Origin of the sequence: Prevotella aff. ruminicola Tc2-24, assembly GCF_900110895.1 — a bacterium.
In the GTDB taxonomy this organism is placed as follows: Bacteria; Bacteroidota; Bacteroidia; order Bacteroidales; family Bacteroidaceae; genus Prevotella.
In genome coordinates, this window is record NZ_FOIQ01000003.1 from 273,523 (window position 1) to 291,379 (window position 17,857).

Consider the following 17,857-nt stretch of genomic DNA (forward strand, 5'->3'; position numbering starts at 1 on the left):
CATCAGCGGGATTCGTTCTTTTTTATATCAATGGCCCGTTTCCGTGGCCAATATGACTATCAACGGAGCGCCGAATGGCAGCCGTCACATAGTCTTTTCCTTTCCCTACAGCTACTGACAGACGATCGCCAAGTGCCAAACGGGCGGCGATAGCCGACGAGAGCGTACAGCCAGTGCCGTGGAGGTTGCCGGTGGCAATCCGTTCAGTGGTAAACGGGCAGACGGTGCCGTCGGTCTCGAAGAGCCAGTCGGTTGTCAGCGGACCATCGGCATGACCGCCCTTGAGTAGAAAGGCAGTGGCATAATACTGACTTAATATACGCCCAGACTGTTGGATATCGGCCACCAAATGATTATCCTTGACTTTTGCCAAGAGCACCTCGGTCTCAGGGAGGTTGGGTGTGACAAGAGTACAGAGGGAGAAGAGCTTTTGGATGATATAGTCGATAGCATCCTGCTGCATCAGAGGATAGCCGCTGGTCGAAACCATCACGGGGTCATAGACCACCGCCACGTCGACAGGGTTCTGTGACCGGAGATAATCGGTTAACATTTCCACCACGACCTCGGCAACCGCACGACTAGGCAACATGCCGATTTTGATGGCGGTCGGCTCAAGATCGCTCAGCACAGCACGCAACTGTGAAGCCACCACATCAGGCGGCACAGGCATCGACGACAGGACACCCAGCGTGTTCTGCGAAGTGATAGAAGTGATGACCGTAGCACCATAACAACCATGTGCCGTGATGGTCTTGAGGTCTTGTTGGATGCCGGCACCGCCCGACGGGTCACTACCAGCGATGGTCAATACTATTTCCATGCGTCACCGAGGATCATGGCTCCTCCAAAGCCCATTTGTAATACTTCCTTAACACGATTAAAGGTCATGCCGCCTAAGGCCATGACACGCTGGTCGATAAGTCCCAGCCGACGCGCCTCATCGAGTTGGGCTTTGGTAAATGCCGAACGATAACCTTGTTTGGAGATGCTGTCGAAGACCGGACTCAGGCTCATATAGGCATATGGTTGACAGCGGCACTCAGCGAGTTCTGCGAGCGAATGACAGGAGATACTGACACTCCCCTCCCACCCCATGGGCGGCTGTGGGTTACGACGGTTGAGATGAACACCCCGAAGACCGTAACGGACGGCCAGATCGAAATGGTCGTGCAGCACCAGACGGTCGTAGAGGACGGGCGGCAACTGACGTAATAACAGTTCCATCTCGTCGGATGTGGACGACGGCTTACGGAGATGCACCAGATCGGCCGTTCCGCTGGTGAGCAGTTCCGCGATACGTGCGGCCTCACCCACGAAGAACTCGGGACGAGTGATGACAATGATCATACGCACTTCTTGAACAGGTCGAACGAGGCATCCCAGTCTTTCCATACCGGCTCGCGACCGAGCTCCTTCAACCGGGCATTGATGACCCTGGCCGTACGCTCGTCGCTGACGGTAAACTGCTCCAATGCCTGCGGATAAGTGTGGTAGCCACCGGGATTGACATGACTCTCAGCCGACATCGTGGTAACACCCAGCGTACACATGTTGTCGCGAATATAGGCCGGCTCACGGGTAGAATAAGAGATATCAACATCGTGATCGAAGATACGCATGGCAAAGGTGGCCTGCGCCAACTCACGATCGGTCATGAAGCAGTTGGGCTGGAACCCCTCGTTCTGTGCCGGTCGCATGCGGGGGAAGTTGATAGAGTACTTCGTACGCCAATAATGCTTCTGCAGATAGCGCAGATGATAGGCCATCATCGTCACATCGGTGCGCCACTCTTTCTCAAGTCCGATGAGCACGCCCATACCGATGGAATGCACGCCCGCCTGTCCCATACGATCGAAGCCGTCGCAACGCCACTCAAAACGGCTCTTCATGCCTCGTGGGTGATACAGTTTGTAATGGTCGCTGTTGTAGGTCTCCTGGAAACAGATGACGCCATTGAGTCCGTGGTGGGTCAGTTCCCGATACTCCTCCATCTTCAAGGGCATCACCTCGATCTTGATATTCGAGAAATATCGCTTAGCGATATCAATGGCCTTGGCCAGGTAAGGCACGCCTGCCTTGGCCGGGTTCTCACCCGTGACAAGGAGGATGTTTTCGAAGGGTGCCAGTTGTTTGATGGCCCGGTACTCGTCCTCTATCTGCTCGGGGGTGAGGATGGTGCGCGCCATGGGGTTCTCGCGATGGAAGCCACAGTAGACGCACGAGTTCGAGCAGGAGTTCGTGATATAGAGCGGGATGAACATCGACATGGTGCGTCCGAAACGCTCCTCGGTATAACGGCGTGAGAGGCGCGCCATCGTCTCCAGATATGGCTCGGCCGCCGGTGACAGCAAAGCCATGAAATCGTTGACATCGCAACGGCTCTTACCAAGAGCCCGTCGTACATCGGTATCGGTCATCGAGGCAATGCGCTCGGTGGTCTCGTCCCAACTGATGTTTTTGAGTTCGTCTGAGAACATGATTCTATTTGTTGTTTTTGGATTGACAGGGTTGAAAAGCATATTCCTTCAGTTCATGGATAGAAGGATGAGCGCCGCAGAGGGCACAGTCGGGCCGCTGCGGGAAGGTGAAACGCTGCCACTGCATGGTGAGAGCGTCGAAAGTGAGAAGACTGTCGGTGAGCAACTCGCCCACCCCCGTGAGATACTTGATGCATTCAGTGGCCTGAACAGTGCCCAGCATACCAGCGATACTGCCCAGAACACCCACCATGGCACAGGTCTCGACATCCTCCTTGGCAGGAGGCTCTGGGAACAGGCAGCGATAACAGGCCGACTGAGGGACATGGGTCATCAGCTGACCACTATAACGGCTAATACCACCCATGGAGAAGGATTTCCCCAACATGACACAGGCATCATTGACAAGATATTTCGTGGCAAAGTTGTCTGTGCCATCGATAATAAAGTCGTAGGGACGGATCAGGTCTAAGGCATTGGCCTCGCTCAGATAACACTCATAGGTCTCCACATGGACGTCGGGATTGAGTGTATGGATACGCTCGGCAGCCACCTCTACCTTAGGTCGGTTGATATCACCAGTGGTATGGAGGACTTGGCGCTGCAGGTTGGTAATGCTAACCGTGTCACCATCGACGACACCGAGGGTACCAACCCCGGCAGCTGCCAGATAAAGGGCTACGGGAGAGCCCAATCCGCCCGCACCGACGAGCAGCACCTTCGACTGCAACAGACGTGTCTGTGCCTCCAGACCGAACCGTTCAAGGATGAGATGCCGGTTATAGCGCTGACGCTGTTCACGTGTGAGTTCCATCATTTCTTGAGTTTACGCAGGTCATGGGTCAGTTTAGCGGCACAGAAATTCGGACCGCACATGGTGCAATACTCCCCATCGGTATGCCCTGCCTCCTCAAAATAACGGAGAGCTAGCTCGGGATCGAGCGAGAGATGGAACTGATCACGCCAGCGGAACTCGAAACGCGCCTTGGAGAGGGCATTATCGCGGATAGCAGCACCGGGGTGGCCCTTGGCCAGATCAGCGGCATGGGCAGCAATCTTATAGGTGACGACACCCGCGCGCACATCCTCCTTATTGGGCAAGGCCAGGTGTTCTTTGGGGGTGACATAGCAGAGCATAGCCGTTCCCAGCCATGCGATCTGTGCACCACCGATGGCACTGGTAATATGATCGTAGCCCGGTGCGATATCGGTGACGATCGGTCCAAGGGTGTAGAAGGGCGCTTCGTGACAGTGGGTCAGCTGGCGCTCCATATTCTCCTGTATCTTATGCATAGGCACATGACCAGGACCTTCGATGAAAGCCTGCACGTTCTTGTCCCAGGCACGGGTGACAAGCTCGCCCATGGTGTCGAGCTCAGCAAACTGGGCGGCATCATTGGCGTCGGCCGTACAACCGGGACGTAATCCATCGCCCAACGAGAGGGCCACGTCGTATTGGGCCACGATGTCGCAGATATCGTCGAAGTGCTCATAGAGGAAACTCTCACGGTCGTGCAACAGGCACCACTTGCTCATGATACTACCACCTCGACTGACGATACCACAGAGACGACTGTCGGCCAGATGAACGTTATGACGACGGATACCGGCATGTATCGTGAAATAGTCGACGCCCTGTTCGCACTGTTCTATCAGCGTGTCACGGTAAATCTCCCATGTGAGGTCTTCCACTCTACCGTCCACCTTCTCGAGAGCCTGATAGATAGGTACCGTACCCACGGGCACAGGACAGTTACGTACGATCCACTCACGCGTCTCGTGGATATTGTCACCAGTGGAGAGGTCCATCAGGGTGTCGCCGCCCCACTTACAAGACCACACGGCCTTGTCGACCTCCTCCTCGATAGACGAGGTGGTGGCGGAATTGCCGATATTCGTATTGATCTTCACGGCAAAGTGACGACCGATAATCATCGGCTCACTTTCGGGGTGGTTGATGTTCGCGGGAATGACTGCCCGACCACGTGCTACCTCTGACCGCACGAACTCGGGGGTGATATGACTCTTGATGCCTAGCTCCTCACAATTCATGTTCTCACGGATGGCCACATACTCCATCTCAGGCGTGATGATGCCAGCCTTGGCATAGGCCATCTGGGTGATTGCACGCCCGGCCTTGGCACGACGAGGCAACTGGATATGCTCAAAACGCAGGTGGTCGAGCGACGTGTCGGCCAGGCGCTGACGACCATACTCCGAACTGACCTGTGCGAGTTGTTCGGTATCGTTGCGGTCGAGAATCCACTGCTCACGCATACGGGGCAGACCTTTCTTCAGGTCGACCTCTATCGCAGGGTCGGAGAAAGGACCGCTGGTATCATAGATATATACTGGTGCATTGGGTTCCATGTGGGGCACACCGTGTTCGTCGCGCGTCACCGTAGGAGTGAGGTTGACTTTGGTCATACCGACACGGATATAGGGGAACAACTGGCCCGGCATGTATGCTTTCTCACGCTGGGCGTAAGCCTTGTGATCGTTGATCATAATCGAAAAATGTGAATTAAGAATTCAGAAAAGCAGTTAAAGGACTAGAAGCCTCGGCACTGTCGGCGATAGCTCCCAGACCAGCCTCGAAAGCCTGACGACCGGCGATGACGGCCTGACGGAAGGCGTCGGCCATCGCTACGGGATCACCGGCCACGGCGATCGCGGTGTTCACCAACACACAGTCGGCACCCATCTCCATGGCCTCGGCAGCATGACTGGGAGCGCCGATGCCAGCATCGACCACGACGGGCACGGTGGCCTGCTCGATGATAATCTGCAGAAAGTCTTTCATGCGCAGGCCTTTATTGGTGCCAATAGGTGCGGCTAGTGGCATAACGGTAGCCGCACCGGCTTCCTCCAGGTGCTTACAGAGTGTGGGATCGGCTTGACAATAAGGCAGTACCACAAAACCGAGCTTCACTAATTGTTCGGTGGCCTTGAGAGTCTCAACGGAGTCGGGCAGCAGATAGCGCGGGTCGGGATGAATCTCGAGCTTAAGCCAGTTGGTGCCGAATGCCTCGCGCGCCATCTGTGCGGCAAAGACCGCCTCCTCGGCATTTCGTACGCCAGAGGTGTTAGGTAACAGTTGGATCTTCTGGTTTCGGGTGATGTGGGTCAGCAAGTCATCGTTCTGATCGTCGAGCTCAACACGTTTCATGGCGACGGTGACCATCTCTGTGCCAGAGACATCGATGGCACGGGCCATGAGCTCGTTGTTGTTGAACTTTCCTGTACCCAAGAACAGGCGGGAACCGAACTCACGCCCCGCAATAACTAATTTACTCATGGTTGACTGTATTGATTAATTGTTTCATTTTCTGAACGGGATCATCGGCCCTCAAGACAGTACCGCTGAGGGCGATGCCACTGACACCGGTCTGGAGAATATCGGGGATATCCTCCTCGGTGATGCCACCGATGGCGACAATAGGAATGTGGATGTGTGCCTCTTCCATCTCACTGATGATCGTACGATAGCCATCAAGTCCAAGGACGGGGGCGAGCTTCTGTTTGGTGGTGGTAAAACGGAAAGGACCGCAACCGATATAGTCGGCAGAAGACTCGTAATGAGCCCGTACCTGATCGAAGGTATTGGCCGTTCCACCGATGATAAAACCATCGCCCAACAGGCGACGCGCCTCACGGATGGGCATATCGTTCTGTCCCAGATGCACGCCGTCGGCATGGAGCTCACGCACCAGGCCGACACGGTCGTCGATGATGAACGTAGCACCGGCCTCATGACAAAGCCGTTGGGCGACAAGGGCTATGGGTCGCACCTCCTCATCGGTAGCGTCCTTCATCCGCAACTGTATCCATCGGCATCCGCCCTCAAGGGCCAGGCGAATGGAGTCGAGATAGGTGTAACGTTCTGTACAATGGGAGATAAACTGCAACATCACCTTATCCTCCACATGCGGCTTTAATGATGACGATACGAGCACCTTCCTGAAGAGCGGTCTGCGCCCAACTTCCACGGGGCATCATCTGATTGTCAATAGCTACAGCCACGCCCTTCTGAGGCAACTGCAGTTCGATAGCAAGGTCCTGTAGGTTACGGGCCTCGGTCTGATGGTCTTGGTTGTTAATCTGCACGTTCATGACGTATAAGCACAAAAAAAATCGAGCAGCCAGTGTTGTCACTTGCTACTCGAGGCATTATTTACTCTAAAATATATGATTTTGATTCTACTACATCCCTGCGACGGCATTACCCGCATCAGGTTCTATGGGTATCATCTCAGCTTCGGCACGTGGCCTCTGCACCCCGAGTATCGTTTTTTGACGCTGCAAAAGTAATCATTTATTTTCACTCCTGCAAGAAAAAGTCCGTTTTTGTTTGCGAGCACAAAAACAACGAGCCATCGACCTCATGCGAAGGCGACGGCTCGTTCCGTTTATCTCACGACAATCTTACGTTTATTGCGGATATAGAGGCCTTTCTTCAGTCGATGGCCATCGACACGGCGGCCACTGAGATCATAGATATGATTGTTCTCCGCCGGTGAAGCCTCACGATGTAGCGCAGAGATGCCGGTGACAACAGACTGATAGTTGTCATAGCTGAAAGCCACATCGGTGGCCGTACCCCATATATACTGCTCCAGTCCTGGATAGTCGACAAAGGGGTTACGGTTCTTCTGGATGGCATAGATACCCTCGTTGCGACGGATCTCCTTCTCGCTGACAGGATCCTGCTGCGCCCAACGAAGGAGCATCTTCAGAGCCCATCCCTTAAAGAAAGGAAAGACGCTTCCATCGAGCATCGTCTTATCACTCTTATCCCAGTCTTTTGGACTGCGGGTAACACCTTTCTCATTCTTGTACGACTCATAGCAGGTGGCCATATAGAAATAAACGCGGGCCAGGTCACCCTTGTACTCATCATTGGGTTCGAAGACACGACCGTTCTGCCCGGATATCTTGTAACCAAGACTGTCGACACAACGTCCGAACTTAGAGAAGCCGTCCTTCGACTGTTTCGTGATGTTCTCGCCTACCTCACCATAAGGATAATTAGAGCGTATGGAGTTTACCGAACGGTCGGTCGGAAACAGATGATGCAGGTCGGTATACATCGGATACACCTCGGTGGTGTTGTTTTTCTGGGTGCTCTCATTAAACCAACTCTTTGGCATCGCATGCTCACGATTATACACCACACCCTCGTCATCGATATCCTCACCCTTGTCTTGATCCGTCACAGGGGTGAAATTGGAAATACCGGAATAAATCTCCCATATCTTCCCATCTTCGCGAAGGTCGTAAGAGTTGATGGCATTCCATACACCAGGTGTATACGACTGTATGGTATGCGGACTGATAATCTGGAAGAGCGCCGTCTTCAGTTCCGAGCCCTTCTTACCGTCGGCCGCCTGGTAGTAGGCACCAGTATCGTTCGGCCCTTGTGAGAAAACAACTGGTGATGCCAATAATGACATCACCAGTAATACATATTTTTTCATAAATTATTCTCCAGCCTTCTTGAACGAGAAGCAGACACCCTGACACAGTTCTACAAGATCCTTATAAGTATCCTTGTAGCCGATGATGGTGATCTCGTCGCCTACCTTCAGACCATTGTCGGCGATGAAGAACTTACGGGCATCACCCTGAGCATTCCATCCGGCATAAGTACCGTAGACATAAAGCTCGTTGTCACCATCCTTGATGTAGAGGTTACCATAGTCGTTCTCCTTACCGTTGCTGCCAAGGAGCGAGCTGATCTTACCTGTCACCATGTAGTAGACGTTCTTGTCGTCGGGCATGGTCAGGAACTCTGCGATGGAAACAGCCTTCACGGCATGCTTCAGGACACAAGAACCGTTAACCATCTGCGGACTGTCCTTATAGGCGCCACGCTTACCCAGAACGGTCACCACGTCACCAACCTTGATACCGCTGTCGAGGAAACCCTCCGCACGGTAAACCAGTGTCTCACCAGTGTAGTCTTTGATATAGAAGCTCTTGCCCTGGTTGTCTCTGTCGTAAATAGCTGTGATGACACCCTCCAGACGGTACTGGGTATCTCCCACCTCAGCGGCGAGGAACTCAGCCACGGTGGCATCGATGATAGCACCAGCCTGAGCGACAGCGAACTGTGAGGTGTACTCCCTACCATCCTTATAGGTCTTAAGGGTCACGGTCGTGCTACGGTCGCCAGCGGTGTTAGGCAGGGCACGGAACGTGATGGTGTTAGAAGTTACAGCTGAGATAAAGAGCCAGTCTTTGGCGTCCTGAGGAATCTCGGCATTGATACCATCGCCCTTGCAAGTGACGTGAGCCGTCACCTCACCACCCTCGAGAGGCAGAGCTACGGCAGCCACCTTCTCACCAGCAACGCTCAGTGAGTCGACCTTGATCAATGACTTATTGATGTTTACAACGGTGACGTTCACCAGTTCTACGGTGCCGTTATAGAGCTGCTTCGGACCTTCCACGGTAACCTCGTCACCCACCTCAATACCGAGGCTGAGGAAGTTCTTCTCTGCACCCTTCTTATCAAGCGTACCATAGATATATACCTCACCGGTAGCATCTTTCAGATACCAGTTACCATAGGTCGTATTGGCAATCTTGGTCACAACACCGGTCACACGATAGGTCTTGGATTCCGGTCCAGCAATCACCTCTGCACAAGTAGCGGTAGAGACTGTTGCAACACCCTGGATAATGTTAATAATCTGGGTCTGACCATTACAAGAGACCTTCAGTTCGCAGTTACGACCTTCGCCAGCCTCAGCACTGAATGTCAGAGTCGTCTCACCAGCATTTCCAGACAACTGACTTACCTGCAGCCAAGCAGGTGTCTCAACGTATGAGACCACGTCTTTTCCTTCAGCATCCTTCGTTGTCATCTTGATGACTTTCTCGAACTGCCAAGCTCCCTTTGCCGTGAGGGTGATATTTGTTGATCCGCCATTGGTATTGAGAGCAACATACGACTGTGACACCTGAATCTGATCGAGATATGTAGGATCATAGTCTTCAGAGCAGCCAGTAAACACTGAAGCCACCACTGCCAGAAGAGACGGAATGAAATATCTAAGTTTCATATTCTTTAGATTTTTACTTTTATACTATTAATTGAAGATGTACTTGATACCAATAGAAGCATACCAGCACTGACCAAGTGAGTAGTTCGGTGACCATGTCTTCGTATTGCCGTTGATGACAGAAGGCGTAGAGAAGGTAGCATAACCCTCTGCGTCAACACCCTCGTACTTCAGGATACGCGGATCTGTACCGATTTCAGTATTCAGATACTTGGCAACACCCCATGAAGAGTTGAAGAGGTTCAGAACGTTCTTGATATCGAATGTCAACTGCAGGGCATGTGAAGTCTTACCTACATTCACCTTGAAGTCGTGCTTATAAGCGAAGTCAACACGGTGTACCCAAGGAGAGTAAAGGCTATAAGCCTCGGCATACTCACCCTGATGGTTCTTCAGATAGTCGTCCTTATGAACATAGTCCATGAAACGCTTAGCATCATCAGCAGATACGAAACGGAATTCGCCCTTCTCCACCTGAGCGTCGGTCGGAATATAAAGTGCATCGTAGTTGTAACCGTCGCTGTTCATATCATTGACCATCATGTAAGAGTAGTTGTAACCACCGCGCCATGCCTCATAGACGAAGCTATAGTGGTTGCCGCTCTTGTCGTGGATCGTAGCATCAGCCACAATACGATCAGGTGTTACATACTGAGAGTTATGCAGTTTGATGTTGTTCGGACCCTCAATCGTAGGAACATATGTGAAGGCAGACTCAGCAGCAGAACCCGGCATTCCGGTCACCTCCTTAGATACAGTGTGAGTATAAGCAGCCATCAGAGAAATCCACTCAGTAGGCTGTGCGTTCAAAGTGATGTTAGCGCTCCATCCATAACCACGGCTGGTGTTCTCAAGCACGAAAGCCTTGGTACCAGTACGGAAGCCTGCAGGATAGATGGGACGGTTGTCAATACCATTGAAACGAGAGAAACCACCGACATTAGGGATACTCCAGTCAGAGATAGAAGCCGCATTGATGGTCTTGTTGTAGATACCCTCAACAGTCACCGTGAACGGGAAGTTAACAGGAATCTGATAGTCAAAAGCCAAAGAGGTCTTCCATACCTGCGGCATCTTGAACTTAGGATCAACACCGTTGATAGCAGAAGGAACGGTACCATCCTCAGGAGAAACGGTTGTTGGATAACCCAGTGACTGCAGTTTTGCAATCATCGCATCGACATTAGTCATCGGACCGCCAGCGAACTGGGTCATGTCGATATAACGGTTACCAGTCTTATCATCTGTCGTATAGGCGCCAGAATAGTTTGCATAACCCTTTGCAGGAGCATTGGTCTTTCCATCCCATACCATTGTCTTGCCGTTCAACTGAGCCTGATACTGCACGAGACCACCGTTGGTAGGCATATTCGTGAAGAACACAAGCGGCAGACGACCAGAGAAGAGACCGGTACCACCTCGTACCTTCAAGCTCTTGTCACCAAACACATCATAGGTAAAACCGAGACGAGGTGAGAAGGTGATGCTATTCTTAGGCCACTTACCTGTATCGATGTGACTACCATTATAATCGAGTGCTTTAATAGCATTGTTGGTCAGCAAGTCACTGTTGTTGAAGAACAGACCGTCGATACGCAGACCGTAGGTCAGTTTGAACTTGTCCGTGACGTTCCACTCATCCTGAGCATAAACACCCGGGCGGTTGAACTGAACACGTGCAGCAGGTTTGGTCTCACCATCGTAACCATAGGTCAGACAGAAGATCTCTGGTGTGCTATTGAACAGAGCAGCAGGATCAACGACACCACCAACATACATATCATCGGTCAGGTTGTAACGATAGTAACCAGAACCATTACGCATATACTGGTTGTCGGCCATCTGATGCTCGAAGGTCACACCGGCCATAATCTTATGCGTGCCCATGTAATAGGTCACGTCATCCTTGATGTTCCAGATAGTGTTATGAACGGCATTGTTCCATGTGAACAACTCGTAACCGAGAGCCATATAGTTATCACCGTCCTTTGTGATATCGATGAAGGGGAACTCAGAAGAGTTGGTGCCACGTATATCATCGAGCTTAGAGATGGTAGCCAGGAACTGGTTGGAGAGGTTCTCCGTCAGACGGCTGTTCAGGTCGAGTGACCATGAGTGTACCAGGTTCTCCATCGAGTACATGGAGTTGGCAAACGACATGGAGATAGGAGACATACGAGAGCTGACCATACGTGTACCACCATCCATAGAGGTACCGTTAGGTGAGTTCCAGATATTGTTCTTCGTGTAGTTATAACGCAGAGCCACCTTGTGCTTATCGTTGATGTTCCAGTCCAGACGGGCCATCAGCTTGTAGTTGCTCTCATCAGCAGGGAAGGCAGTCCAACTACCAGTATCATAGCCGTACTTGCTGGCCATGTACTTAGAGACAGCCTCCAGATCCTTGTTCGTGGTACGAGAGATATAACGGTCGGGATCAGAAACACCATCCTCAGAACCTCTCCAACGATTCACCACGGTAGGAATCTTAATCATCTCACCATTGACGAAGAAGAACAGTTTATTCTTGATGATCGGACCACCGAGCGTGAAACCATAGGTGGTCTTCTGATCCTTCTCACGAGCATTCAGGATCTGCTGACGCTTAACTGCATCACCGCGCAGGTTCTCGTTCTGATGATAGATGTAGGCACTGCCCTTGAAGGTGTTCGTACCCGACTTCGTGATAGCGTTCACACCACCACCGATGAAGTTGGTCTGACGGACATCATACGGCGAGATCACCACCTGCAACTCCTCGATAGCATCGATAGAGATCGGGTTACCACCACCAGGCAACTTGTCGGAAAGACCGAAGTTGTTATTGAAGTTAGCACCATCAACAGTGAAGTTGGCATTACGGCCATCACTACCAGCGAAGCTCATGCCGTTACCGCCATAAGGAGACAGGCGGGTCACGTCCGTGATGCTACGGCTGACCGTCGGAAGGTTAGCGATCTGTGTGCTGTTGATGTTCGTAGCAGCACCAGTCTTTTCAGCGGCGAACTTCGAAGCCTTACCGCTGACCACCACCTCTGCCAGTTCGTTGGCATCCTCGGAGAGCCATACAGAGAGGTTGTAAGTCTCAGCCAACTGCAGGGTGATGCCCTTCAGCGTCTTTGACTGGAAACCGATGTAAGAGACAGTCACCTCATAAGGACCGCCCGTACGCATACCCTGGATAGAGAAACGACCAGAGGTGTTTGTCACTGCCGTGTAACGAGTACCGGAAGGTTCGTGTACTGCCACAACTGTAGCACCGATGACATCCTCGCCGTTGGCATCGTCGAGCGTCACCTTTCCAGCCATACTTGATGTTGTGATTTGCGCCATAATAGTCAACGACAACGTTAACATCATAGCCACCAGAAAGAGAAATCTTTTCTGCATAAATCTAAGAATGTTTTAATTAATTAATCAGTAGGTTACAAACCTATTATATTTTTTGCGCTGCAAATATAGCGAAATTATCCGATTTAATGTTATAAAACGGCAACTTTTTTTAAAATTAGTGAAATAACTTGAGATAGCTTATCTGAGTACCACGCCAGTCAGAATTCGCCCCGACGCGATACCCAGCCGTCGGGCGGAAAAGAAATCGTCGTGACTGTCGTAGGTGCAAATGCCCGCCACCTCTATATACTCCGGCAGAACGCCTTCCGCCTGCAACTGCAGACGGTTGCATGCCCAGAGGTCTATGTGCCATTTCTTCATGAGACTGCCATCCATTGCCGGCAGTCGTCGACTGATATGCTCCATCGGGAAGGCGGCCGCCTCAAACTGATCATACACCTCATCTCCCACCTCGAAATTGTCAAAAGAGATGCCCGGTCCGATGACAGCCCTCATCTGTGTCGGACAAGACTGATAGACCTCCGTCATCATCAGCACCGCTTTCCGTACGATACGCTTGACGGTACCCCGCCAACCAGCATGTACCACACAAACCGCATGATGCTCAGGGTCATATATAATAATAGGTATGCAGTCGGCCGTAGAGACACCGACACACACACCACGTACATCCGTCATCACGGCATCAACACCTTCGAGCACCGGCGGACAGGCCATTGTCCCGGCATTCCCGCCTACATCAGATTGTAAATCCTCTTGACGTATCTGACAGACCTCCGTGCCATGCACCTGATGAGGTATCAGCAGGCGGTCTACCGTAATACCCAACTCCTCGCAGAGCAGTTGGCGATTCATGGCGATCGTCTGAGGTACGTCACCACAAAATGCGTTCACGTTGAACTCGCCATAGTTGCCCTGACCATAGCCACCATGACGCATCGAACTGAAGGCAGTCACGCCGTCAGCTATTTCATAAAAAAGCAGTTGGGGTTTAGGCTTCGTCGCCCTCGTCGTCATCGTACTCAAAATCGTCGAGATCCTCTATCTCATCCTCATCAAGGTACACGATATCCTCATCTTCGCCCTCGTCGGCCAACTCCTCGGCAAAGCGTGTCATATCCTTATCGCGATGAACGAGTGTATCCTCCGAGATGGCAACGGCCAACTTATTGCTCTCAGCATTCAGTTCGCGCCAGAGCACGTCTTTCAACTCATCCAGTCCGAAGCCCGTCACAGCCGAGATAAACACCACCGGCAAATCCTCCGGTAAGGTCTCACGAAGCATTTCGATCAGTTCCTCATCAAGCAGATCGCACTTAGTCACCGCCAGTACACGATGTTTGTCGAGCATATCAGGATTGAACTGTGCCAGTTCATTGAGCAGAATCTCATATTCTTTCTTGATGTCGTCTGTATCGCCCGGTACCATGAAGAGTAATAGGGAGTTGCGCTCGATATGGCGCAGGAAGCGCAGACCGAGTCCTTTTCCCTCGCTGGCACCTTCGATGATACCAGGAATATCTGCCATCACGAACGACTTACCGTCGCGGTATCCGACGATACCCAGCGAGGGTTCCATCGTTGTGAACGGGTAGTTAGCGATCTTCGGACGAGCATTCGACAGAGCCGACACGAGAGTTGACTTACCCGCATTCGGGAAGCCCACCAGACCGACATCCGCCAAAAGCTTTAGCTCCAGGATAATGGTCATCTCCTGCATCGGTTCTCCCGGCTGCGCATAGCGCGGTGCCTGATTCGTCGCTGTACGGAACTGGAAGTTACCCAGTCCGCCGCGGCCACCCTTCAAGAGCATCACCTCCTGACCGTCGTAGGTAACGTCGCAGATATATTTTCCCGTCTCGGCATTATAGACCACGGTACCGCAAGGCACGTCGATATAGACGTCCTTGCCGTCGGTGCCATGACACTTGTCACGACCACCATTACCACCGTGCTCAGCGAAGACATGACGTTCGTATTTCAGGTGCAGTAACGTCCAGTAGTTATGATTACCACGCAGGATGATACTACCGCCCTTACCGCCGTCTCCGCCGTCGGGACCACCATTCGGGTTGTACTTCACATGCTTCAGGTGCATGCTTCCTTTTCCGCCTTTTCCCGAACGGCAATATATCTTTACGTAATCTACGAAATTAGATTCCATCAATCACTGCACAGATGTCACCAAAAATACGATCCAGCTCACCAAGACCATTGATGTGATGGTGGATGCCTTCGTTCTTGTACCACTCAATCAGTGGCAGGGTCTGGTTACGATAGACAACAAGACGCTTTTTGATAGTCTCCTCGTTGTCATCAGCGCGACCACTCTGCTGACCACGCAGGATCAGACGCTTCATCAGTTCCTCCTCAGGCACATCCAACTCAATCATCGCAGCCACCTTGTCGCCACGCTCATCAAGCATCTTCTTCAGAGCCTCAGCCTGTGGTATCGTACGGGGGAAGCCATCGAAGATCACTCCTTTGTGCTCACGACCGAAGCTGTCATATACAGAGGCGAGGATACTCACCATCAGGTCGTCGGGAATCAGTTGACCGTTATCGATATAGCCTTTAGCTGTCTTACCCAGTTCTGTACCATTCTTGATCTCACTACGGAGCACGTCGCCCGTAGAGATATGGTTCAGACCGTACTTCTCAATCATCTTATCACTCTGTGTGCCCTTGCCAGAGCCCGGGGCACCAAAAATCACGATATTCTTCATCTATTATTTAGCTTTTTATGTTATTCCACAATCGTATAGACATCTCTGAGCTCACGCCCCTGCTGGTCGTAGTCGAGACCATAACCGACGATAAAGTCGTCGGGAATCCGGAAGGCGACATAGTCGATATTCAACTCCGTCTGCAACTTCTCGGGTTTGAAAAACAAGGAGCAGATATGCACCGACGCTGGGTTTCTCGTACCCAACGACTCGATCATACGCTTCATGGTCTGACCGCTTTCCACGATATCCTCCACGATCACCACCGTACGACCGCTCAGGTCCTCGTTGATACCAATCACCTCCTTGATCTTGCCCGTTGAAGTCGTACCTTGGTACGATGCCAGTTTTACAAACGAGATCTCACACGGGATAGTCATCTCACGCATCAAGTCGGCAGCAAAGATAAACGAGCCGTTAAGCACTGCGAGGAAAAGCGGGTTCTTCCCTTCCATATCCTTACTGATCTGCTGTGCCACAGCCTTCACCTGCTTCTTGATCTCTTCTTCCGTAATGGAAGTCTTAAATGTTTTGTCCTTGATTTTTACAATGCTCATCATCAGAACTGTTTAATTATGATGCAAAATTACGAAAAAATAACGGCAGATAGCACAGATTATGCAGTTTTTTATAAAAAAAAGTTTTTTTTTCCATGGAATATGAATAATCTGAGGTTTATTCCTTATCTTTGCAGCAAAGATATCAACCAGAAGAATGAAGATATTCACCAGTGCCCAGATCCACGAGTTGGATAAATACACGATAGAGAATGAGCCCATCACGTCCATTGACCTGATGGAGAGGGCGGCGAAGGCCCTGACTCAGACTATCACCGACAACTGGAAGAATACCACCCCGGTCATCATCTTTGCCGGTCCGGGTAACAACGGCGGCGACGCACTGGCCATTGCCCGACTGCTTCTTGACAAGAATTATGACGTCAAGGCCTATCTGTTCAACATCTCCGGTCATCTCTCCGACGACTGCGCAGCCAACAAGAAAAGACTGTTGGAGAAAAAAGCCAAGGCACTCATCGAGGTCGTCCAGGAGTTTGAACCGCCTCAGTTGGAGGCTGGCATGCTGATCATCGACGGTCTCTTCGGGTCCGGTCTCAACAAACCCTTAGCCGGCGGCTTTGCCTCTCTGGTCAAATACATCAACGCATCCCCGGCACAAGTTGTCAGTATTGACGTCCCTTCAGGACTGATGACCGAGGACAACACATATAATGTCAGAGCGAACATCATCCGGGCCGATCTGACACTCACTCTTCAGCAACAGAAGCTCTCGTTCCTGTTTCCTGAGAACCAGCAGTTCCTCGGCCAGCTGAAGGTACTCGACATCCGGCTTAGCAGAGAAGGCATTGAGAAGATCGATGCCAACTACACCCTTCTGGAAGAAAACGACATCCGTCCCCGACTACTGGGTCGCGACCCATTCGCCCACAAGGGAAAGATGGGCAACGCCCTGATCATCGCCGGTAGCTACGGCATGGGGGGTGCCTCTGTACTGGCCACCAAAGCCTGTCTGCGTGTGGGAGCCGGTAAGGTGACGACACACACGCCCAAGCGCAATAATATCATCATGCAGATCAGCGTTCCCGAGGCTGTCATCCAGTTCGACCGCGAGGAAACCACCTTCTCCGAGGCTGTCGATACGGAAGACTTCAATGCAGTGGGTATCGGTCCGGGACTAGGCACCAGTGAGCAGACAGCCATCGCCATCATCGCCCAACTGCGCCGTACACAGTGCCCGATTGTGGCCGACGCTGATGCCATTAACATACTGGCCAATCACCGTGCATGGCTGCAGCAGTTGCCGAAGGGCATCATCATGACACCCCACCCCAAGGAGTTCGACCGACTGGAAGGTCGTTGCACCGACAGTTTCGAACGACTCATGAAAGCCCGTGATCTGGCAGAACGCCTGCAGGCCTACATCCTACTGAAGGGTCACCATACCTCTCTCTGTCTGCCCGACGGACATATCATGTTCAACTCCACCGGAAACGCCGGTATGGCGACAGCCGGTAGCGGCGACGTGCTGACGGGCATTATCACAGGACTTCTGGCGCGCGGCTATAAACAGGAGGACGCCTGCGTTGTCGGCATGTACCTTCATGGTCTGGCCGGTGATATCGCCGCCCGCGAGCTCGGAGAAGAGAGCGTCATCGCCAGTGACCTGATCCAATATCTGCCACAGGCTTTCAAGAAACTTAGAGACTAACATC

General features: G+C 51.9%; 16 protein-coding genes and 1 riboswitch. Of the genes, 1 reads left to right on the forward strand and 15 read right to left on the reverse strand.

Annotated elements, in window-relative coordinates:
- Positions 1-22: 22 nt before the first annotated feature.
- From thiD to hpt, 15 genes are all read right to left on the reverse strand, one after another.
- Positions 23-823, reverse strand: a complete 801-nt coding sequence (thiD, locus tag BMY63_RS07465) for a bifunctional hydroxymethylpyrimidine kinase/phosphomethylpyrimidine kinase (protein WP_091915734.1) — start codon at positions 821-823, stop codon at positions 23-25.
- Positions 814-1,350: a thiamine phosphate synthase gene (locus BMY63_RS07470; RefSeq protein ID WP_091915736.1), complete on the reverse strand. Its 537-nt coding sequence runs from the start codon at positions 1,348-1,350 to the stop codon at positions 814-816. Before BMY63_RS07470 ends, thiD begins: the two co-directional genes overlap by 10 nt.
- Positions 1,347-2,480, reverse strand: a complete 1,134-nt coding sequence (thiH, locus tag BMY63_RS07475) for a 2-iminoacetate synthase ThiH (protein WP_091915738.1) — start codon at positions 2,478-2,480, stop codon at positions 1,347-1,349. The genes BMY63_RS07470 and thiH overlap by 4 nt, the downstream gene beginning before the upstream one ends.
- A 4-nt stretch (positions 2,481-2,484) precedes the next feature.
- A complete protein-coding gene (locus BMY63_RS07480; RefSeq protein WP_442512584.1) occupies positions 2,485-3,297 on the reverse strand; it encodes a HesA/MoeB/ThiF family protein in 813 nt (270 codons plus the stop codon).
- On the reverse strand, positions 3,294-4,988 hold the full coding sequence (gene thiC, locus BMY63_RS07485; protein WP_091915742.1) for a phosphomethylpyrimidine synthase ThiC: 1,695 nt from the start codon (positions 4,986-4,988) through the stop codon (positions 3,294-3,296). The genes BMY63_RS07480 and thiC overlap by 4 nt, the downstream gene beginning before the upstream one ends.
- A 16-nt stretch (positions 4,989-5,004) precedes the next feature.
- Positions 5,005-5,778 (reverse strand): thiazole synthase, encoded by a 774-nt coding sequence (locus BMY63_RS07490; protein ID WP_091915744.1) that lies wholly within the window; start codon positions 5,776-5,778, stop codon positions 5,005-5,007.
- Positions 5,771-6,406: a thiamine phosphate synthase gene (locus tag BMY63_RS07495; protein WP_091902425.1), complete on the reverse strand. Its 636-nt coding sequence runs from the start codon at positions 6,404-6,406 to the stop codon at positions 5,771-5,773. The genes BMY63_RS07490 and BMY63_RS07495 overlap by 8 nt, the downstream gene beginning before the upstream one ends.
- Positions 6,396-6,593 (reverse strand): sulfur carrier protein ThiS, encoded by a 198-nt coding sequence (thiS, locus tag BMY63_RS07500; protein ID WP_091902422.1) that lies wholly within the window; start codon positions 6,591-6,593, stop codon positions 6,396-6,398. Before thiS ends, BMY63_RS07495 begins: the two co-directional genes overlap by 11 nt.
- 78 nt (positions 6,594-6,671) lie before the next feature.
- Positions 6,672-6,772, reverse strand: a riboswitch (TPP riboswitch).
- A gap of 117 nt (positions 6,773-6,889) precedes the next feature.
- Positions 6,890-7,957 carry an endonuclease gene (locus BMY63_RS07505; protein ID WP_091915746.1) on the reverse strand — a complete coding sequence of 356 codons (1,068 nt, stop codon included), beginning with the start codon at positions 7,955-7,957 and terminating at the stop codon, positions 6,890-6,892.
- A 3-nt stretch (positions 7,958-7,960) separates the two neighbouring features.
- Positions 7,961-9,547 (reverse strand): BACON domain-containing protein, encoded by a 1,587-nt coding sequence (locus BMY63_RS07510; RefSeq protein WP_091915748.1) that lies wholly within the window; start codon positions 9,545-9,547, stop codon positions 7,961-7,963.
- 27 nt (positions 9,548-9,574) lie between these two features.
- Positions 9,575-12,937 (reverse strand): TonB-dependent receptor, encoded by a 3,363-nt coding sequence (locus BMY63_RS07515; RefSeq protein WP_091915750.1) that lies wholly within the window; start codon positions 12,935-12,937, stop codon positions 9,575-9,577.
- A gap of 141 nt (positions 12,938-13,078) precedes the next feature.
- Positions 13,079-13,918, reverse strand: a complete 840-nt coding sequence (gene pgeF / locus BMY63_RS07520) for a peptidoglycan editing factor PgeF (RefSeq protein ID WP_091915752.1) — start codon at positions 13,916-13,918, stop codon at positions 13,079-13,081.
- The gene (gene obgE / locus BMY63_RS07525) at positions 13,893-15,065 is read right to left on the reverse strand and encodes a GTPase ObgE (protein ID WP_091915754.1); all 1,173 of its coding nucleotides are present in this window, start codon (positions 15,063-15,065) and stop codon (positions 13,893-13,895) included. Before obgE ends, pgeF begins: the two co-directional genes overlap by 26 nt.
- Positions 15,055-15,627, reverse strand: a complete 573-nt coding sequence (locus BMY63_RS07530) for an adenylate kinase (protein WP_091902409.1) — start codon at positions 15,625-15,627, stop codon at positions 15,055-15,057. Before BMY63_RS07530 ends, obgE begins: the two co-directional genes overlap by 11 nt.
- A 20-nt stretch (positions 15,628-15,647) precedes the next feature.
- Positions 15,648-16,184, reverse strand: a complete 537-nt coding sequence (gene hpt, locus BMY63_RS07535) for a hypoxanthine phosphoribosyltransferase (protein WP_091902454.1) — start codon at positions 16,182-16,184, stop codon at positions 15,648-15,650.
- 157 nt (positions 16,185-16,341) lie between these two features.
- Between hpt and BMY63_RS07540 the strand changes: the two genes are divergently transcribed.
- A complete protein-coding gene (locus BMY63_RS07540) occupies positions 16,342-17,853 on the forward strand; it encodes an NAD(P)H-hydrate dehydratase (protein ID WP_091915757.1) in 1,512 nt (503 codons plus the stop codon).
- Positions 17,854-17,857 lie beyond the last annotated feature (4 nt).